Source organism: Streptomyces sp. NPDC014727, assembly GCF_043083485.1.
Lineage (GTDB): Bacteria > Actinomycetota > Actinomycetes > Streptomycetales > Streptomycetaceae > Streptomyces.
The window spans coordinates 485,804-504,578 of record NZ_JBIBYR010000001.1; the positions used below are offsets into that span (position 1 = coordinate 485,804).

Consider the following 18,775-nt stretch of genomic DNA (forward strand, 5'->3'; position numbering starts at 1 on the left):
GGGTGTGGCGTTTTGTCGTGGTGACGTCCGTCACGACGGCGGCACGCGACCGTAGTCGGCGAGCCCCGGCATCCGTCCGGCTCGGAGACGTAGACTTCCACGCTGTCCCCCCCAGTCGGTCATCGCCCCATCCGTCGCCCGACCGCCACCCCTCGACGAGGCGCTTCGCGCCGCACTTGCCCATCGGAGGCCCGACGCCGTGACCAAGCCGCCCTTCACGCACCTTCACGTCCACACCCAGTACTCGCTGCTGGACGGTGCCGCGCGGCTCAAGGACATGTTCAACGCGTGCAATGAAATGGGCATGTCGCATATCGCGATGACGGACCACGGCAACCTGCACGGTGCGTACGACTTCTTCCACTCGGCGCAGAAGGCGGGGGTGACGCCGATCATCGGGATCGAGGCGTATGTCGCGCCGGAGTCGCGCAAGCACAAGCGGAAGATCCAGTGGGGGCAGCCGCACCAGAAGCGCGACGACGTCTCGGGTTCGGGCGGTTACACCCACAAGACGATCTGGGCGGCGAACTCGACGGGGCTGCACAACCTCTTCCGGCTGTCGTCGGACGCGTACGCGGAGGGCTGGCTGCAGAAGTGGCCGCGTATGGACAAGGAGACCATCGCCCAGTGGTCCGAGGGGCTGATCGCCTCGACCGGCTGTCCCTCGGGCGAGGTGCAGACACGGTTGCGGCTCGGTCAGTTCGACGAGGCGGTCCAGGCGGCCTCGGACTACAAGGACATCTTCGGTGAGGGCAAGTACTTCCTGGAGCTGATGGACCACGGCATCGAGATCGAGCGACGGGTCCGTGACGGGCTCCTCGAAATCGGCAAGAAGCTGAACATTCCGCCGCTGGTGACCAACGACTCGCACTACACCTACGCCCACGAGGCGGCCGCGCACGACGCGCTGCTCTGCATCCAGACCGGCAAGAACCTCTCCGACCCGGACCGCTTCCGCTTCGACGGCACCGGCTACTACCTCAAGACCACCGACGAGATGTACGCCGTCGACTCCTCCGACGCCTGGCAGGAGGGCTGCGCCAACACGCTGCTGGTCGCGCAGCAGATCGACACCGCCGGGATGTTCGAGAAGCGCGACCTGATGCCGAAGTTCGACATCCCGGACGGCTACACGGAGATCACCTGGTTCCAGGAGGAGGTCCGGGTCGGCATGAACCGGCGCTTCCCGGGCGGAGTCCCCGAGGACCGGCAGAAGCAGGCCGAGTACGAGATGGACGTCATCATCCAGATGGGGTTCCCGGGCTACTTCCTGGTGGTCGCGGACTTCATCATGTGGGCGAAGAACAACGGCATCGCGGTCGGCCCCGGCCGAGGCTCGGCGGCCGGTTCGATCGTCGCGTACGCGATGGGGATCACCGACCTCGACCCCATCGAGCACGGGCTGATCTTCGAGCGGTTCCTCAACCCCGAGCGCGTCTCCATGCCCGATGTCGACATCGACTTCGACGAGCGTCGGCGCGTCGAAGTGATCCGGTACGTGACGGAGAAGTACGGCGCCGACAAGGTCGCCATGATCGGCACGTACGGCAAGATCAAGGCGAAGAACGCCATCAAGGACTCCGCCCGCGTCCTCGGTTACCCGTATGCGATGGGGGACCGGCTCACCAAGGCCATGCCCGCCGACGTCCTCGGCAAGGGCATCGACCTCAACGGCATCACCGACCCCAAGCACCCGCGCTACAGCGAGGCGGGCGAGATCCGGGGGATGTACGAGAACGAGCCGGACGTGAAGAAGGTCATCGACACGGCGAAGGGTGTCGAGGGCCTGGTGAGGCAGATGGGTGTGCACGCCGCGGGCGTGATCATGTCCAGCGAGCCGATCGTCGACCATGCCCCGGTCTGGGTTCGGCACACCGACGGCGTCACCATCACGCAGTGGGACTACCCGCAGTGCGAGTCGCTCGGCCTGCTGAAGATGGACTTCCTCGGCCTGCGCAACCTCACCATCATGGACGACGCCGTCAAGATGGTGGAGTCCAACAAGGGTGTCAAGCTGGACCTGCTCAGCCTCCCGCTGGACGACCCGAAGACGTACGAACTGCTCTGCCGCGGCGACACGCTCGGCGTGTTCCAGTTCGACGGCGGCCCGATGCGCTCGCTGCTGCGCCAGATGCAGCCCGACAACTTCGAGGACATCTCCGCCGTCTCGGCCCTGTACCGGCCGGGCCCGATGGGCATGAACTCGCACACGAACTACGCCGAGCGCAAGAACGCCCGGCAGGAGATCACGCCGATCCACCCGGAGCTGGAGGAGCCGCTCAAGGAGACGCTCGGCCTGACCTACGGCCTGATCGTCTACCAGGAGCAGGTGCAGAAGGCCGCCCAGATCATCGCGGGCTACTCGCTCGGCGAGGCCGACATCCTGCGCCGTGTGATGGGCAAGAAGAAGCCCGAGGAACTGGCGAAGAACTTCGTCCTCTTCCAGGAGGGCGCCAAGAAGAACGGCTACTCGGACGCGGCGATCCAGGCGCTCTGGGACGTCCTGGTGCCGTTCGCCGGATACGCGTTCAACAAGGCCCACTCCTCCGCGTACGGCCTGGTCACGTACTGGACCGCGTACCTGAAGGCGAACTACCCGGCCGAGTACATGGCGGCTCTGCTGACCTCGGTCAAGGACGACAAGGACAAGTCGGCGGTCTATCTCAACGAGTGCCGTCGCATGGGCATCAAGGTGCTGCCGCCCAATGTCAACGAGTCCCTGTCGAACTTCGCCGCACAGGGCGACGACGTGATCCTCTTCGGCCTCACGGCCGTCCGCAACGTGGGCCAGAACGTCGTCGACTCGATCATCCGGTGCCGCAAGGCGAAGGGGAAGTACAGCAGCTTCCCCGACTTCCTGGACAAGGTCGAGGCGGTCGTCTGCAACAAGCGCACCGTCGAATCGCTGATCAAGGCCGGTGCCTTCGACGAGATGGGTCACACCCGCAAGGGGCTGGTCGCCCACCACGAGCCGATGATCGACAACGTGGTGCAGGTCAAGCGCAAGGAGGCCGAGGGGCAGTTCGACCTCTTCGGTGGGATGGGCGAGGAAGAGAGCGACGAGCCGGGCTTCGGGCTCGACGTGGAGTTCTCCGACATCGAGTGGGAGAAGTCCTACCTGCTGGCGCAGGAGCGCGAGATGCTCGGCCTGTATGTCTCCGACCATCCGCTCTTCGGCCTGGAGCACGTGCTGTCCGACAAGGCCGACTCCTCGATCTCCCAGCTGACCGGCGGGGAGCACGCCGACGGTGCGATCGTCACCGTGGGCGGCATCATCTCGGGTCTCCAGCGGAAGATGACCAAGCAGGGCAATGCCTGGGCCATCGCCACGGTCGAGGACCTGGCCGGTTCCATCGAGTGCATGTTCTTCCCCGCCACGTACCAACTGGTCTCCACCCAGCTCGTCGAGGACACCGTCGTCTTCGTCAAGGGACGCCTCGACAAGCGCGAGGACGTGCCCCGCCTCGTCGCCATGGAGATGCAGGTCCCCGACATCTCGTCGGCCGGCACCAACGCCCCCGTGGTCCTGACCATCCCCACGGTCAAGATCACCCCACCCATGGTCAGCCGCCTCGGCGAGGTGCTCAGCAACCACCGGGGAGACACCGAGGTGCGGATCAGGCTCCAGGGCCCTCGCAAGACCACGGTGCTCCGGCTCGACCGGCACCGGGTGAAGCCCGATCCGGCGCTCTTCGGTGACCTGAAGGTGCTGCTCGGTCCGTCCTGCCTGGCCGGCTGAGCCGGTTCACCGCCGACGTACAAGAGGGGCGCCCCGCGAAAGCGGGAGCGCCCCTCTCGGTCACCCGGCCGCTGTCCGGACGGGGCCGGCGACTGGCCCGGTCAGTTGTGGCCGAAGCGCCGCTGGTGCTTACGGGCAACATCAGCAGGGCTGCCCTGGGCCTGCGACTGAGGTTGTATCTGCGACTCGTACGCGTTCGACTTGTTCTCTTCCGCACCGCGCTCCGGATTGGTCGCACGGTTCTGCCGGCTGCCCTGCTTGCGGTTCTTGTTCTTGGCCATGGTGTTCCTCCTGTGGGGACTCTCGGGGCCAGGACCGCGTTCAGATTCACATAAGGGTGTAAAGCATGCATGTTGGATCATTACCGTGCGTAGTGATCGGGTATGATGCGCCGTTTTCCGGATCCGCCACGCCGATGATCGAGTTCCGGCCGTCAACCTCTGCGTGGTCGGGCAGACTCGAAGGAAACCCCTGGCAAAGACCACACCCGAACTTCTGGAAGAGGGTGGAACGCGTGGACCGTTGCGTCGTCCTGGTGGACGCCGGCTACTTGCTGGGCGCGGCCGCGAGCCTGCTGGCCGGAGAGCCCGCCCGTTCCCGCATCACCGTCGACCACGCAGCCCTCATCCGGGGCCTGCGCGAGCTGGCCGAGGCCGACACGCAGCAGCCGCTGCTGCGGATCTACTGGTTCGACGGCGCCCCCGACCGGGTACCGCAGCCCGAGCATCGCAGGCTGCGTGTGATGCCCCGGGTGACCGTCCGGCTCGGCGCTCTCACCCGCAGCGACGGGCGCTGGGCGCAGAAGGGCGTCGACGCCGCGATGCACGCCGAACTCACCGAACTGGCCAGGAACCGGGCCTGCTCCGACGTGGTGCTGGTGACCGGCGACGGTGATCTGCTGCCCGGCCTGATGTCCGCCAAGGAACACGGCGTCGCGGTCCATCTGTGGGCCGTCCAGGCCGCCGACGGCGACTACAACCAGTCCGAGGACCTGGTCGCCGAGGCCGATGAACGCAGGGTGCTCGACCGGGCCTGGATCACCCAGGCCGTACAGGCCAAGGACAACGGCGGCGTCTGCGCCCCGCCGCCCGCGCCCCGCCCGGAGATCGCCGCGATCCTCTCCGCACCCTTGCCCGAGGCGGCCCTCGCCGCCTCCGCCGAGCGGGCCTCGGAGGCCCGGGCGACGGACGCCACCGACAGCGCCGCCCCACCGCCCGAGGAGAGCCCCGCCGCCGACCGGCCGGGCCCCGGCGGAAGGGGTGTCCCCACCCCCAAGGACCTGGCAGGCACCCTGCGCGGCCCCGGGATCCAGCCGGCCCAGCAGTCCCCACAGCCCTCGCCCGCCAACGCGACCCTGCGCTGGTCCTCCGACAAGGGCTGGGTGGAGCGCGGCGGACCGCTGGGCGAACCCGCCGAAACCGCGTCCCTCCCGACGCTGGCTCAGCTCACCAGCGCCGAGCAGCGCTGGGCGGACCGTGAGGAGGACATCACCACCGTGGGCGGCGACCCCTTCGAGGTGGGTCAGGTCTTCGCCCGCCGCTGGATGGAGCGGCTGCCGGACCACACCCATCTGCAGAAGCTGTCGACCATGTATCCGCGCATCCCGCACCGCATCGACGGCGAACTGCTGCGGTACGCGGCACGGTTCGGCCTGCTCGCCCACAAGGACGACCAGATCGACGAGCACGACCGCTATGCGATCCGCGCGGGGTTCTGGCGGGAGATCGATGTACGGGCCGCGGCGGTACACGCCCCGCCGGCGGAGCGGACGAGTCTGTCCGGCGACTGACGGGGCAGCGGGCCCGCCGGTCGCGGGCGTCCCCGTCCGGCGAATGCGGCGTCGATGCCCGACCGGCACGGCCCCGAGCGCGATCCGGGGCATCCGACCCCGTACTCTCGTACCTCGTGAGTACGGGCACAGCACAGGCGCAGACGGCGACGGGGACCGTGTGCGTGGTGCGGGATCTGGTCAAGACCTATCCCGCCGCCCGCAGCCGCCGCGGGGCACCCGCCACACCCGAGGTGCGCGCCACCGACGGGATCAGCCTGGAAGTGCGGCGCGGCGAGATCTTCGGACTTCTCGGACCCAACGGCGCGGGGAAGTCCACCCTGGTACGACAGCTCACCGGGCTGATGCGGCCCGACTCCGGCAGCGTCGACGTGCTGGGCCACGATCTCGTCCGCCACCCCGAACGGGCCTCCCGGCTGATCGGGTACCTCGGGCAGGAGTCCACCGCCCTCGATGAACTGACCGTGTCGCTCGCCGCCGAGACCACCGGACGCCTGCGCGGCCTCGCGGTACGGGAGGCCCGCGCCGAACGCGACGCCGTACTCGACGAACTCGGCCTCGCCGAGATCGCGGGGCGTCCCCTGAAGAAGCTCTCCGGCGGGCAGCGGCGGCTGGCCTGCTTCGCCGCCGTGCTGGTCGGCGAGCGGTCGGTGCTGGTGCTGGACGAGCCGACGACCGGGATGGACCCCGTCGCGCGGCGCGCGGTCTGGGCCGCCGTGGACCGCCGCCGGGCCGAGCGCGGCACCACGGTGCTGCTCGTCACCCACAACGTCATCGAGGCCGAGACGGTCCTCGACCGGGTCGCCGTGATCGAGCGCGGCAGGGTCGTCGCCTGCGACACGCCGACTGGACTCAAGGAACGGGTCGCCGGCGACGTCCGGGTCGAGCTGGTGTGGCGCGAACGCGCGCCCCTGGAGGTGCCCGAGGTGGCCGCGCTGCGTGGCTCGGCCCAGGAGTCCGGGCGGCGCTGGGTGTTGCGGCTCGGCCCCGACGAGGCACGGGCGGCGGTCGCCGCGGTGACCGGCGGCGCGGCCTTCGCCGCACTCGACGACTTCACGCTGGCGACACCCAGTCTGGAGGACGTCTATCTCGCGCTCGGCGGGGACGCGACCATGGGGCTGGTGAAGTCATGAGCGGGACGCGCGGGGTGACCTGGACGCCTGGGAGGCGCGGGGCGGCGGGATGCGGATGCGTGGCCGGGACGGGAGGGGCGGCCGGGTGCGGGTGCGTGGCCGGGCAGGGAGCGAAGAGGAGCAGCGCCAGGTGACGAGCATCGTTCCCGCGCAGGCGGTGACCGGACCCGTCCGGACCGCCGAGGACGGCCGTGGCGTCGGCGACGGTCCCGGACACGACGGGGCGGCCCCCGCGCCGCTCGCGCCGCGGGCCCGGCTGTTCCCGTCGCTCGCGGCCGTCTACCGCGCCCAGCTGTCCAGGGCCAGGGTCGCCCGTATCCCGCTGCTCTTCGTCGCGACCTTCCAGTCCGTGGGGATCATGGTGCTGATGCGCGGGGTCGTCGACGGCGGCTCCGAGGCTCGGGCCGTCGTCGCCGGATCCAGCGTCCTCGTGGTGGCCTTCGTCGCGCTCAACCTGCTCGCCCAGTACTTCGGGCAGCTCCGGGCGGGCGGTGGGCTCGACCACTACGCCACGCTGCCCGTGCCGCCCGCCGCGGTGGTGCTCGGTGCGGCCGGGGCGTACGCCTCCTTCACCGTGCCCGGCACGATCGTCACAGCCGTGGCGGGGAGCGTGCTGTTCGGACTGCCGCTGACGCATCTGTGGGTGCTCGTCGCCGTCATCCCGCTCTCCGGGGCGGCGCTCTCCGGGCTCGGCGCGGCGTTGGGGCTGCTCGCGCCCCGGCAGGAGCTGGCCACGCTGCTCGGGCAGCTGGGCATGTCGGCGGCGCTGCTGCTCGGTGTCCTGCCGGCCGACCGGCTGCCCGCGCCGATCGGCTGGGCGCGTGATCTGCTGCCCTCGACCTACGGTGTGGAGGCGCTCTCCCGGTCCTTCGACGTCCACCCGGACTGGGCGGTCGTCGCACTGGACCTCGCGGTCTGCGCCGCCGTCGGTGTCCTGTCGCTGGCCGCGGCCACCTGGGCGTACCGCAGGGCAGCGGTCCGGTGAGGCGCGGCACAGATACGCCTGGCACGATGGCACGGTGACCGCACCTCTGACACCGCCCCACCAGCCCTCGTCCAACGACCCCTGGCAGACCCCGCCGAAACGGGGCGGGTCCGGTGGTCCCGGTGGCCCCGGCCCCGGCGTCCTGGCGGAGTCCGAGGGGGAGAACGACCGCCGGTCGGATCTGCGGCGGGCCGCTGTCGTCACCCTGCTCGTGACCGTCTCGGGTGTCGTGCTCGGACTCCTGTGGGCGTGGCTGGCTCCGCGGGTCCCGCTGATCTCCGACGGCACGGCCGTCTTCCTGAGTGACAGCGAGGGCGAGGAGGCGATCGGTGCCGACGGCACGTTCGTGCTCCTCGCGCTGGCATGCGGTGCGGTCTCCGCGGCGCTGGTCTTCTGGTTCCAACGGCGTGGCGGGATCGCCCTGGTGGTGGGGCTGGCGCTGGGCGGGCTGCTCGGTTCGCTGGTCGCCTGGCGGCTGGGCGTATGGCTCGGGCCGAACCAGGACGTGGTCGCGCACGCGCGGGCGGTCGGCAAGGGCGTGGTCTTCGACGCACCGCTTCGGCTGCGGGCGAAGGGGGCCGCGTTGCTCGTGTGGTCGCTGGGGGCGATGGCGGTTCATCTCGGGTTGACGGCGCTGTTCGGGCCGCGGGATCCGGAACCGGAGTGGGGCGCGTCCGCGGGGTGGTCCGCGGGTGGGCCCGTGCCGGGCGCGGGGCCCACTGCGGGGCCCGCCGCTCCGGGTGCGGGCGTGCCGCCGGACGGGTCCTAGCCGGTACGGGGGTGGGCTGCCGCAGGGGCCGTCCCCACCCGCCCCCTACTCCCGTCCGATCTCCGCGAACAACGCTCCCGTGAGCGCGGCCAGATCCCTGGGGGCCAGCTCGACCTCCAGGCCGCGGCGGCCCGCCGAGACGCAGATGGTCGGGTGGGACCGCGCCGAGGCGTCCAGCACCGTACGCAGCCGCTTGCGCTGACCCAGGGGGGAGATGCCGCCCCGTACGTAGCCGGTGGTGCGTTCCGCCGCTGCCGGGTCGGCCATCGCGGCCCGCTTGCCGCCGACCGCCGAGGCCAGTGCCTTGAGATCCAGGGAACCGGCCACGGGGACGACCGCGACGGTGAGGGTGCCGTCGACATCCGCGACCAGGGTCTTGAAGACCCGGTCGGGGGAGACGCCCAGTGCCTCGGCGGCCTCCTCGCCGTAGGAGACCGAGGCCGGATCGTGCTCGTAGGCGTGGACGGTGAACGCCGTGCCGGCCGCGGTCAGTGCGACTGTCGCCGGGGTGCCGCCGGACTGTTGCTGCTTCTTCGGCTTCTTCGCCACGGGGAAGGGTCCTCGGGTCGGTCGTCACTCAGTTGGGGTGGGTCGGGGCACGGGTCAGGTCCACCGCCGGCAGGGACGGCAGATGCCGGATGACGGCGGTCTCGGAGCGCAGCAGCGTCAGCTCCTCGCGCAGCCGGGTCGCGGTGTCGGGTGCCTGGAGCAGCCGCTGCTTCGACGGAATGTCGAGCACGGCCGCCGCCGCGACCAGGTAGGAGACGACGGAGGGGTCGTCGGGAAGGTCCGCTCCCGTCGTCAGCGACCGTTCGCTCGCCCCGGCCAGCCGCTTCTGGTAGGCGCGGAAGGCCCGCAGGACACCCTCCGCGAGCGCTCCGGCCTCCTCGCCGGGCTCCTCGTCCAGCTCTTCGAGCTCGGCCGTCAGATACGGGCCGCTCGCCTCGACGGAGAGCAGCTTGACCCGGGTGGTGCCGGTCGCGAGGACCTCGAAGCTGCCGTCCGGTCGTTCCCGGATCTTCGCCGCGTCGGCGATGCAGCCGACCCGGTGGAAGGTCTGCACCGGATCCGGGCCGAAGCCGTCGGCGGGACCGCGCTCGGCGCGGGTGTGCGTCGCGGCCGGCATTCCGGTGTCCGTCGGGGCGATCTCACGGCCGTCGCGGATCGCGACCACGGCGAAGCGGCGGGGCTCGTCGTCGGCGGTCTTCAGCAGCTCGCGCATCATGGCGCGATAACGCTCCTCGAAGACGTTCAGCGGCAGCACGAGGCCAGGGAACAGCACCGCGTTCAGCGGGAACAGAGGCAGGCGAGCGGTGGTCACAACGGTCAAGCGTAATGGCCGTGTGGCCCGCTGTGGTCGGCCCGGCCCGGCGAGGGCGTCACACAGGCCGCCCGGCGCCGCGCGTCGTCCCTCGTGTCGAGGAACCGGCCGAGCGGGTCGTCGGAGACCGACGACCACGGGAACGAGGCCGCATGCGGGCCGATCTGCCGGAACTGTTCCAGCGCCTCTTCCCAGCGGCCCCGGGCGACCAGCACGAACGCCAGCAGATTGCGGGTCTCGGCCGGCCAGGGATCGCCCGGTGCGAACGAGGCGGACAGGGTGATCGCCAGGTCCGCCGCGGCGTCGATCCGTTCCTCCTGCACCGAGCTGGTCCGTACGGCCGGTCCCTCGACCAGCACGGCGAATGCGGCCCGCAGCGGCAGCGCCTGGACCAGCGAGCCGGGCAGCGAGTCCTCGGCGGCCCGCTCGGCGAAGTCGAAGCACTCGCGGTGCGAGCCGTACCAGGCGGCGGAGAGGTAGCGCAGGGCCGCGACATGGCAGCCGTAGTGGTGCGAGGAGCGCTGGATCGCCTGTTCCCACAGCGCCTCGAAGGTGGTGTGCGTGGCGTGGGTGCCGCGCGCGTGGTCGAGCGCGAGCCGCCAGGGCACCGGGTCGCGCGGATCGGCGTCGGCCGCCGCGGTGATCCGCGGTCCCAGCTCGCGCAGCTGCTCGGCCCGCACCGGTGACTCCCAGGCCCGGCGGACCGCCAGTTCGGCCTTGACGAGCAGCGCGTCCGGGTCGTGCGGCGCGGCGGCGAGCCAGTCGGTCAGCCAGCCGTCGCGGTTGCGGGCGAAGGTGACGAGCCGGCCGAGGTAGCGGTCCCGGTTCTCCCACTCGGCGCCGTCCCGGGTGGTGGCGAGGAGTTTCGCGGCCGGTTCGTACTCGCCGAGGGCGGCGGCGACGAGCGCAGGGGAGAGCCGCTCGTCGGGGGCGTCGAGCAGCACCGCGTCGTCCGGTGGCAGCCCGGCGAACCCCTGGGGGGAGCGCCGGATCGTGCGCGCGGTACGGAGCAGAACGCGAAGGAAAGGCATGGTGCAGACCATTGAAAAGCGCCCGTCGGGACGGCGCCAGGGGGGCACTGTGAAGGGTTGGTGCCGAGTGAATGGGTTGTACCGGGCTTGGTCAATAAAAAGTAAAGGAAAGTGTGGAATCTGGCTTGTTCTTGACGCCCCGGCGTGGGCTGCCCGCACACGGGCCCGGCCTGATCCGAAGGAGAGGCCCTGGGCACCCGGCCGTCGTGACGGGCCCGCACAAGGGCGACGGCCGCTCGGACGGTCGCCCTGTGCACGTCGGTCCGCGCCGTCGTGGCCGGATTCCGCCCAGAGCCTGTCGGGTGGCCTCTGATCGGGCGGCCGAAGGCCACCGGACAGGCTCTCAGCCGCGGCGCAGCAGCCGTGAAGCGCCGGCCGCGACCGTCGTGGCCAGTATCCAGCCCAGCACGACGAGCACCGCCGCCACCCACTGCCAGCCGCCCTCCATCCGCCAGTAACCGTCCTGGCCGAGGTTGATCACCGGCACCAGCAGATCGAGGGCGTACAGCGCCGGGTTCCACTCCGGATGCTCATCCTGTTTGATCGCCGCCGGGACGTGGTGGGAGAAGGCCAGCGTGCCCGCCGCCCACAGCACCGCCATCCACACCGCGGCCCGCCCCGGCCGGTAGCCGTACGCCACCGTCCAGTCCTGCAGGAAGCCCCAGAGCTTCGCGGCGGGCGGCAGCGTCTCGCGCCGCCGCCGCTGCTTGGCCAGCAGCACCTCGCGGGCGTCCGCGTCCTCCCCGCAGTTGCGCAGCACCGTCGCGAGGCGTTCGTACGGCTCCGGTACGTACTCCGGGGTCGCCGCCGCCACCCACTCCAGGCGCCGGGAGAGCGGGAAGTGCCCGTACGGGACGAGGCTCTCGTACACGAAACCGCCCATCGCCAGCCCGCCGGGCCCCGGCCAGCTCGTCGACACGTCGATGAGCGTGACGATCCTCGCGCCGTTCAGGACGACCCGGCCCTCCTCCGGCCGCTCCGCGTTGAAGCGCAGCTCCGGGGTGACGATCCGGCGCAGCGACAGCTCCTCGTGCCGGGCCAGTACGAACCGCGCCTTGTGCAGGTCGACCGCATCGCCGAACCGGCCGTCGTCCAGACGCACCCCGCCGCGGCACTCGAAGAACTGCGAACGCGTACCGCGCGCCGGGGTCGGGGCCATGACGATCCCGTACGGGGGAGTGGTGCCCTGGTTCCCGGTGTCGATGCTCACCCACGCCTCGCTCATGTACAGCGTGCGCTCCACCGTCAGCTGCGGGGCGTTCAGCGCGCGCCGCCCCTCCCTGCCGCGCAGCCGGCTGCCGCGCAGACTCAGCGAACCGCCGACCTTCGCCCCGCGCAGACTCAGCTCGCCGCGCGCCTCGACCAGCTCCGCCTGCAGGTCCTGGGCGACCGCCAGCCCGTCGGCGGCCAGGGCGCGCCCGCCCCGGTCGGGGCCGATCTCGATCTGGTTGATCAGCAGATCGGTGCCGATCTGGGCGTCGGTGAGCCGGATGCCGTGTGCGACGCGGCAGCGCGGCAGATGGAGATCGCCCTCGGTGCGCAGCCGCGCCGCCTCCAGCCGCGGCATCGCGCAGCCGACGATCCGCAACGTCGTGAAGTGGCATTCGGGCAGCACCACCTCGCTCTCGAAGCGGCAGCCGGTCAGCTCGACGTACGGCGCGACGCGCCCGCCCGCCAGATCCAGTGTTCCCGTGATCCGCACGCCCCGGAGCTTCAGCGCCGCGACCCGGCCGGGCCGCGGCGGGGGACCGGACAGCAGCAGCCGGGCGACGACGCGCCCGTCCACACTGCGTTCCGGTCCCCAGACACGCGGGGCGAACGGATCGTCCTGCGCCGGGTCACGTGCGCGCAGATCGTAGGTGCTGCCGTTCCTGAAGGCCTGCCACATGCCCAGCTCGGCCGCGCTGAGACCGTCCGGAAAATCGCCGTCGTACGGTTCGGTCACAGGTGCCCCTTCCGCTCGGAGCCGTTCTTCCCTCTGGTGTTCCCTCTGGGTGACGAAGTGAACGCTATTGGTCAGGAGTGAAGCCCGGGGCATGTATCAGCCAGTGATACGGGCGACCGGACGCCGTAGCCGGTCTGCGAGAATTGCGGTGTGATCTCTCGAATCGATCTGCGCGGCAACGCCCTCCCCGAGGGTGGAGCCCTGCGCGACCTGCTGCCCCGTGCCGAGTTCGACGTGGAAGCCGCCCTGGAGACGGTGCGGCCCATCTGCGAGGACGTACGCCATCGTGGCTCGGCGGCAGTGATCGAGTGGGGGGAGAAGCTCGACGGCGTACGGATCGGATCGGTCCGCGTTCCGGCCGACGCGCTCACCGAGGCGCTGGAGCGGCTCGATCCCGCCGTACGGGCCGCGCTGGAGGAGTCGATCCGCCGAGCCCGCCTCGTCCACGGCGAGCAGCGCCGCACCACGCACACCACCCAGGTCGTCCCCGGCGGCACCGTCACCGAGAAGTGGGTGCCGGTCGAGCGCGTCGGGCTGTACGTGCCGGGCGGGCGCTCCGTCTACCCGTCGTCCGTCGTCATGAACGTCGTTCCGGCGCAGGAGGCGGGCGTCGAGGGCATCGCCGTGGCCTCGCCGCCGCAGAAGGACTTCGGCGGTCTGCCGCACCCCACCATCCTCGCCGCCTGCGCCCTGCTCGGCGTCGACGAGGTGTACGCGGCCGGCGGCGCCCAGGCCGTCGCGATGTTCGCGTACGGAACGGCCGAATGTCTTGCGGTGAACCTCGTCACCGGCCCCGGCAACATCTACGTCGCCGCCGCCAAGCGCCTCCTCAAGGGCCGGATCGGCATCGACGCCGAGGCGGGCCCCACCGAGATCGCGATCCTCGCCGACTCCACCGCCGACCCGGTGCACGTCGCCGCCGACCTGATCAGCCAGGCCGAGCACGACCCGATGGCCGCCGCCGTCCTGGTCACCGACTCCGAGGAACTGGCCGCCGCCACCGAGGCCGAGCTGAAGCCCCAGGTCGCCGCGACCAAGCACGTCACCGACCGGGTCGAGCCCGCACTGGCCGGCCGCCAGTCCGCGATCGTCCTGGTCCACGACCTGGAGGACGGCCTCAAGGTCGTCGACGCGTACGCCGCCGAGCACCTGGAGATCCAGACCGCCGACGCCGCCGCGCTCGCCGACCGGGTGCGCAACGCCGGGGCGGTCTTCGTCGGTCCGTGGGCCCCCGTCTCGCTCGGCGACTACTGCGCCGGCTCCAACCACGTCCTGCCCACCGGCGGCTGCGCCTGCCACTCCTCGGGCCTGTCGGTGCAGTCCTTCCTGCGCGGCATCCACATCGTCGACTACACGCGTGACGCGCTCGCCGAGGTCACCCACCATGTCGTGACCCTCGCCGAGGCGGAGGACCTCCCCGCCCACGGCGCCGCGCTCAAGGCCAGGTTCGGCGGAGAGGTTCCGCAGCAGTGACGCACAGCCACATCCCTCGCACGACCACGCGCATCGACGATCTCCCGATCCGCGACGAGCTGCGCGGCAAGTCCCCGTACGGGGCGCCGCAGCTCGACGTACCCGTGCGACTGAACACCAACGAGAACCCGTACCCGCTGCCCGATGCGCTCGTCGAGCGGATCGCCGAGCGCGTCCGCGAGGCCGCCCGCGACCTCAACCGCTACCCCGACCGGGACGCCGTCGAGCTCCGCACGGAACTGGCCCGCTACCTCAGCCGCACCGCCGGGTACGAGGTCGCTCTCGCCAACGTCTGGGCGGCCAACGGCTCCAACGAGGTACTCCAGCAGTTGCTGCAGACCTTCGGCGGCCCCGGCCGCACCGCGATCGGCTTCGAGCCCTCGTACTCCATGCACGCCCTCATCGCCCGGGGCACCGGCACCGGCTGGATCTCCGGACCGCGCAACGAGGACTTCACCATCGACGTCGACGCGGCCCGCAAGGTCATCGCCGAGCACCGGCCCGATGTCGTCTTCATCACCTCACCCAACAACCCCACCGGCACCGCCGTCGACGCCGAGACCGTTCTCGCGCTGTACGACGCGGCCCAGGCGGCCGGGCCGTCGATGGTCGTCGTCGACGAGGCGTACGGCGAGTTCAGCCACCACGCCTCGCTGCTCCCGCTGATCGAGGGCCGGCCGACCCTGGTGCTCTCGCGGACCATGTCGAAGGCGTTCGGCGCCGCCGGACTGCGCCTCGGCTACCTCGCCGCCGACCCGGCCGTCGTCGACGCGGTCCAGCTGGTGCGGCTGCCGTACCACCTGTCCTCGGTCACCCAGGCCACCGCGCTCGCCGCCCTGGAGCACACCGATACGCTGCTCGGATACGTCGCCCAGCTGAAGAGCGAGCGCGACCGGATCGTCACGGAGCTGCGCGCGCTCGGCTACGACGTCACCGATTCGGACGCCAACTTCGTCCAGTTCGGCCGCTTCGCCGACAGCCACGCCGCCTGGCAGCGGATCCTCGACCAGGGCGTCCTGGTCCGGGACAACGGCGTACCGGGATGGCTGCGGGTCTCCGCCGGCACCCCGGCAGAGAACGACGCGTTCCTCGATGCGGCACGCACGCTTGTAAATGAGATCGCCAAGAAGGAGCACGACGCATGACTCGCGCGGCCCGCGTAGGAAGAGTCGAACGCACCACCAAGGAAACCTCGGTGCTCGTCGAGATGAACCTCGACGGCACCGGCAAGGTGGATGTGTCGACCGGGGTCGGTTTCTACGACCACATGCTCGACCAGCTCGGCCGGCACGGGCTCTTCGACCTCACGGTCAAGACCGACGGCGACCTGCACATCGACTCGCACCACACCATCGAGGACACCGCCCTCGCGCTCGGAGCCGCGTTCAAGCAGGCCCTCGGCGACAAGGTCGGCATCTACCGCTTCGGCAACTGCACCGTCCCCCTGGACGAGTCGCTCGCCCAGGTCACCGTCGACCTCTCCGGCCGCCCGTACCTGGTGCACACCGAGCCCGAGAACATGGCGCCCATGATCGGCGCGTACGACACGACGATGACCCGGCACATCCTGGAGTCCTTCGTCGCCCAGGCCCAGATCGCCCTGCACGTCCACGTGCCGTACGGGCGCAACGCCCACCACATCGTGGAGTGCCAGTTCAAGGCGCTCGCCCGCGCCCTGCGCTACGCCAGCGAGCACGATCCGCGCGCCGCCGGGATACTCCCCTCCACGAAGGGCGCGCTGTGACCGGCCTCAACACCATCCTGATCGTCTTCGGCCTCTTCCTGGCCGGCGGCGTCTACTCCTTCGCGAAGCAGGGCATGCCCAAGGGCGTCGTCGTCCTGCTCTCCATCGCCTCCGTGATGTGCCTGGTGGCAGGCATTCTGCGGATCCAGGGACTCTGGGACTGAGGAACGAGCTGTGAGCGACAACAAGAAGGTCGTCGTCTTCGACTACGGCTTCGGCAACGTCCGCTCCGCCGAGCGGGCTCTCGCCCGCGTCGGCGCGGATGTCGAGATCACCCGCGACTACGAGAAGGCGATGAACGCCGACGGGCTGCTGGTACCCGGCGTCGGCGCGTTCTCCGCCTGCATGGACGGGCTGAAGAAGGCGCGCGGCGAATGGATCATCGGCCGCAGGCTCTCCGGCGGCCGCCCCGTCATGGGCATCTGTGTCGGTATGCAGATCCTCTTCGAGCGCGGCATCGAGCACGGCGTCGAGACGGCGGGGCTGGACGAATGGCCCGGCACCGTCGCCCCGCTGAAGGCCCCGATCGTCCCGCACATGGGCTGGAACACCGTGCGGTCCCCCGAGGACTCCCAGCTCTTCGCGGGTCTCGACCCCGAGGCCCGGTTCTACTTCGTGCACTCCTACGCCGTGCACGACTGGAGCCTGGAGGTCACCAACGCGAAGATCCGCGCGCCCCGGGTCACCTGGGCCACCCACGGCGAGCCGTTCGTCGCCGCCGTGGAGAACGGCGCCCTGTGGGCCACCCAGTTCCACCCCGAGAAGTCCGGCGATGCCGGCGCCCAGCTGCTGACCAACTGGATCGAGACGCTGTAATGCCGAAGCTTGAACTGCTCCCCGCCGTCGACGTCCGCGACGGCCAGGCCGTCCGCCTCGTCCACGGCGAGTCCGGCTCCGAGACCTCCTACGGTTCCCCGCTGGAGGCCGCCCTCGCCTGGCAGCGTGCCGGGGCCGAGTGGCTGCACCTCGTCGACCTGGACGCCGCGTTCGGCACCGGGGACAACCGTGCGCTGATCGCCGAGGTGGCCGGGGCCATGGACATCAAGGTCGAGCTCTCCGGCGGCATCCGCGACGACGCCTCGCTCGCCGCCGCCCTCGCCACCGGCTGCCGCCGGGTCAACCTCGGCACCGCCGCCCTGGAGGCCCCTCAGTGGGTCGCCAAGGTCATCGCCGAGCACGGTGACAAGATCGCCGTCGGCCTCGACGTCCGCGGCACGACGCTGCGCGGCCGCGGCTGGACCCGCGATGGCGGCGACCTCTACGAGACGCTCGCCCGCCTCGACTCCGAGGGCTGCGCACGCTACGTCGTCACCGACATCGCCAAGGACGGCACGCTCCAGGGGCCCAACCTGGAACTCCTGAAGAACGTCTGCGCCGCCACCGACAAGCCCGTCGTCGCCTCCGGCGGCGTCTCCTCGCTGGACGACCTGCGGGCCATCTCCTCGCTCGTCCCGGACGGCGTCGAGGGCGCGATCGTCGGCAAGGCGCTGTACGCCAAGGCGTTCACCCTCGACGAAGCGCTGCAGGTGGTCTCCGGATGAGCGACTCCGTCAACCGCATCTCCTCCGGCGCCCCCTGGGAGGAGAGGTTCGGCTACTCCCGCGCGGTCGAGCTGCCGAACGGCCTCGTCCTGGTCGCCGGCTGCACGTCGGTGGAGAACGGGCAGATCTCCGCGGGCGGCCCGTACGAGCAGACCGTCACCTCCTTCAAGGTCGCCTTCGACGCGCTGAAGCAGCTCGGTCTGGGCCGTGAGGACGTCGTCCGCACCCGGATGTACGTCACGCACGCCCGGGACGTGGACGAGGTCGGCCGTGCCCACAAGGAGCTCTTCGACGACGTCCGCCCCGCCGCGTCGATGATCATCGTGTCCGGCCTGGTGGACCCGAGCCTGGTCGTCGAGGTCGAGGTCGAGGCGTACCGGGGAGGTGCGCGGTGAGCCTCGCGGTGCGCGTCATTCCGTGCCTGGACGTCGACAACGGCCGGGTCGTCAAGGGCGTCAACTTCCAGAACCTGCGCGACGCGGGCGATCCCGTCGAGATGGCGAAGCTGTACGACGCCGAGGGCGCCGACGAGCTGACCTTCCTCGACATCACCGCGTCCAGCGGCGACCGGGAGACCACCTACGACGTGGTGCGCCGCACCGCCGAGCAGGTCTTCATCCCGCTCACGGTCGGCGGCGGCGTCCGGACCGCCGACGACGTCGACAAGTTGCTGCGGGCCGGTGCGGACAAGGTCGGCGTCAACACCGCGGCCATCGCCCGCCCGGACCTGATCCGGGAGATCGCCGAGCGCTTCGGCCGCCAGGTCCTGGTGCTCTCCGTGGACGCCCGGCGCACGCCGACGGGCACCTTCGAGGTCACCACGCACGGCGGCCGCAGGGGCACCGGCATCGACGCCGTCGAGTGGGCGCACCGGGCCGCCGAGCTGGGCGCGGGCGAGATCCTGCTCAACTCGATGGACGCCGACGGCACCAAGGACGGCTACGACACCGAGATGATCGCGGCGGTCCGGGAGCACGTGACCGTCCCCGTCATCGCCTCCGGCGGCGCGGGCCGGCTGGCGGACTTCGCGCCGGCCATCGCGGCGGGGGCCGACGCGGTACTCGCCGCGTCCGTCTTCCACTTCGGCGATCTGCGGATCTCCGAGGTCAAGGGCGCTCTCAGGGAGGCCGGACACCCGGTCCGCTGACCGCAGTACTCCATCGATCGCCGGACGAGCCGTTGTGGCCCGTCCGGCGATCGGCGTTTTACGGGCCGTCCCTCACGGCAGCAGACCGGTATCCGGGATTCCGCAACTTTCATTGCGCAATAAAGATTGCGCAAGTTTTCTTTCGTATCTACCGTGAG

The 18,775-nt window shown here is 70.9% G+C and carries 18 protein-coding genes; 13 read left to right on the top strand and 5 right to left on the bottom strand.

Annotated features, from left to right (window positions below):
* Positions 1-199: 199 nt before the first annotated feature.
* The gene (gene dnaE, locus ACF1B9_RS02210; protein ID WP_391739986.1) at positions 200-3,739 is read left to right on the top strand and encodes a DNA polymerase III subunit alpha; all 3,540 of its coding nucleotides are present in this window, start codon (positions 200-202) and stop codon (positions 3,737-3,739) included.
* A 101-nt stretch (positions 3,740-3,840) separates the two neighbouring features.
* On the opposite strand, the gene ACF1B9_RS02215 is transcribed toward dnaE, so the two are convergent.
* Positions 3,841-4,020 carry a hypothetical protein gene (locus ACF1B9_RS02215; RefSeq protein WP_391739985.1) on the bottom strand — a complete coding sequence of 60 codons (180 nt, stop codon included), beginning with the start codon at positions 4,018-4,020 and terminating at the stop codon, positions 3,841-3,843.
* Positions 4,021-4,244: 224 nt separating this feature from the next.
* On the opposite strand from ACF1B9_RS02215, the gene ACF1B9_RS02220 reads away from it, so the two are divergent.
* The 4 genes from ACF1B9_RS02220 (at position 4,245) to ACF1B9_RS02235 (ending at position 8,415) form a co-directional block, all read left to right on the top strand.
* Entirely contained in the window at positions 4,245-5,528 is a 1,284-nt protein-coding gene (locus ACF1B9_RS02220) for an NYN domain-containing protein (RefSeq protein WP_391739984.1), read from the top strand.
* 158 nt (positions 5,529-5,686) lie between these two features.
* A complete protein-coding gene (locus tag ACF1B9_RS02225; protein WP_391740106.1) occupies positions 5,687-6,661 on the top strand; it encodes an ABC transporter ATP-binding protein in 975 nt (324 codons plus the stop codon).
* A 256-nt stretch (positions 6,662-6,917) separates the two neighbouring features.
* Positions 6,918-7,646 (top strand): ABC transporter permease, encoded by a 729-nt coding sequence (locus tag ACF1B9_RS02230; protein ID WP_391740105.1) that lies wholly within the window; start codon positions 6,918-6,920, stop codon positions 7,644-7,646.
* A gap of 34 nt (positions 7,647-7,680) precedes the next feature.
* A complete protein-coding gene (locus tag ACF1B9_RS02235) occupies positions 7,681-8,415 on the top strand; it encodes an ABC transporter permease (protein ID WP_391739983.1) in 735 nt (244 codons plus the stop codon).
* 45 nt (positions 8,416-8,460) lie between these two features.
* Here ACF1B9_RS02235 and ybaK read toward each other — a convergent pair whose 3' ends face one another.
* The 4 genes from ybaK to ACF1B9_RS02255 all read right to left on the bottom strand — a co-directional run bounded on the left by ybaK (position 8,461) and on the right by ACF1B9_RS02255 (position 12,712).
* Entirely contained in the window at positions 8,461-8,964 is a 504-nt protein-coding gene (gene ybaK / locus ACF1B9_RS02240) for a Cys-tRNA(Pro) deacylase (RefSeq protein ID WP_391739982.1), read from the bottom strand.
* A 28-nt stretch (positions 8,965-8,992) separates the two neighbouring features.
* Entirely contained in the window at positions 8,993-9,736 is a 744-nt protein-coding gene (locus ACF1B9_RS02245) for an LON peptidase substrate-binding domain-containing protein (protein ID WP_391739981.1), read from the bottom strand.
* Positions 9,737-9,741: 5 nt separating this feature from the next.
* Complete coding sequence (locus tag ACF1B9_RS02250; protein ID WP_391739980.1) at positions 9,742-10,779, bottom strand: hypothetical protein; 1,038 nt, start codon at positions 10,777-10,779, stop codon at positions 9,742-9,744.
* 331 nt (positions 10,780-11,110) lie between these two features.
* Positions 11,111-12,712 carry an oxidoreductase gene (locus ACF1B9_RS02255; RefSeq protein ID WP_391739979.1) on the bottom strand — a complete coding sequence of 534 codons (1,602 nt, stop codon included), beginning with the start codon at positions 12,710-12,712 and terminating at the stop codon, positions 11,111-11,113.
* Between the two features lie 150 nt (positions 12,713-12,862).
* Between ACF1B9_RS02255 and hisD the strand changes: the two genes are divergently transcribed.
* The 8 genes from hisD to hisF are packed head-to-tail and all read left to right on the top strand — an operon-like array spanning position 12,863 to position 18,617.
* Positions 12,863-14,185, top strand: coding sequence for a histidinol dehydrogenase (hisD, locus tag ACF1B9_RS02260; protein ID WP_391739978.1), 1,323 nt, complete (start codon positions 12,863-12,865; stop codon positions 14,183-14,185).
* Entirely contained in the window at positions 14,182-15,330 is a 1,149-nt protein-coding gene (locus tag ACF1B9_RS02265) for a histidinol-phosphate transaminase (protein WP_391739977.1), read from the top strand. Before hisD ends, ACF1B9_RS02265 begins: the two co-directional genes overlap by 4 nt.
* Positions 15,327-15,929 carry an imidazoleglycerol-phosphate dehydratase HisB gene (gene hisB, locus ACF1B9_RS02270; protein WP_351086611.1) on the top strand — a complete coding sequence of 201 codons (603 nt, stop codon included), beginning with the start codon at positions 15,327-15,329 and terminating at the stop codon, positions 15,927-15,929. Before ACF1B9_RS02265 ends, hisB begins: the two co-directional genes overlap by 4 nt.
* Positions 15,926-16,093: a hypothetical protein gene (locus ACF1B9_RS02275; protein ID WP_391739976.1), complete on the top strand. Its 168-nt coding sequence runs from the start codon at positions 15,926-15,928 to the stop codon at positions 16,091-16,093. The genes hisB and ACF1B9_RS02275 overlap by 4 nt, the downstream gene beginning before the upstream one ends.
* A gap of 10 nt (positions 16,094-16,103) precedes the next feature.
* Entirely contained in the window at positions 16,104-16,745 is a 642-nt protein-coding gene (gene hisH / locus ACF1B9_RS02280) for an imidazole glycerol phosphate synthase subunit HisH (RefSeq protein ID WP_391739975.1), read from the top strand.
* Positions 16,745-17,470, top strand: a complete 726-nt coding sequence (gene priA, locus ACF1B9_RS02285; protein ID WP_391739974.1) for a bifunctional 1-(5-phosphoribosyl)-5-((5-phosphoribosylamino)methylideneamino)imidazole-4-carboxamide isomerase/phosphoribosylanthranilate isomerase PriA — start codon at positions 16,745-16,747, stop codon at positions 17,468-17,470. The genes hisH and priA overlap by 1 nt, the downstream gene beginning before the upstream one ends.
* Positions 17,467-17,865, top strand: coding sequence for a RidA family protein (locus tag ACF1B9_RS02290; RefSeq protein ID WP_376218532.1), 399 nt, complete (start codon positions 17,467-17,469; stop codon positions 17,863-17,865). The genes priA and ACF1B9_RS02290 overlap by 4 nt, the downstream gene beginning before the upstream one ends.
* A complete protein-coding gene (gene hisF / locus ACF1B9_RS02295; protein WP_376280839.1) occupies positions 17,862-18,617 on the top strand; it encodes an imidazole glycerol phosphate synthase subunit HisF in 756 nt (251 codons plus the stop codon). Before ACF1B9_RS02290 ends, hisF begins: the two co-directional genes overlap by 4 nt.
* Positions 18,618-18,775 lie beyond the last annotated feature (158 nt).

What these genes read in the sequence shown, in the direction of transcription:
- ACF1B9_RS02215 (WP_391739985.1), bottom strand. Translation starts at nt 4,020, where the DNA reads ATGGCCAAGAACAAGAACCGCAAGCAGGGCAGCCGGCAGAACCGTGCG.
- ACF1B9_RS02250 (WP_391739980.1), bottom strand. Translation starts at nt 10,779, where the DNA reads ATGGTCTGCACCATGCCTTTCCTTCGCGTTCTGCTCCGTACCGCGCGC.
- hisB (WP_351086611.1), top strand. Translation starts at nt 15,327, where the DNA reads ATGACTCGCGCGGCCCGCGTAGGAAGAGTCGAACGCACCACCAAGGAA.
- priA (WP_391739974.1), top strand. Translation starts at nt 16,745, where the DNA reads ATGCCGAAGCTTGAACTGCTCCCCGCCGTCGACGTCCGCGACGGCCAG.
- ACF1B9_RS02290 (WP_376218532.1), top strand. Translation starts at nt 17,467, where the DNA reads ATGAGCGACTCCGTCAACCGCATCTCCTCCGGCGCCCCCTGGGAGGAG.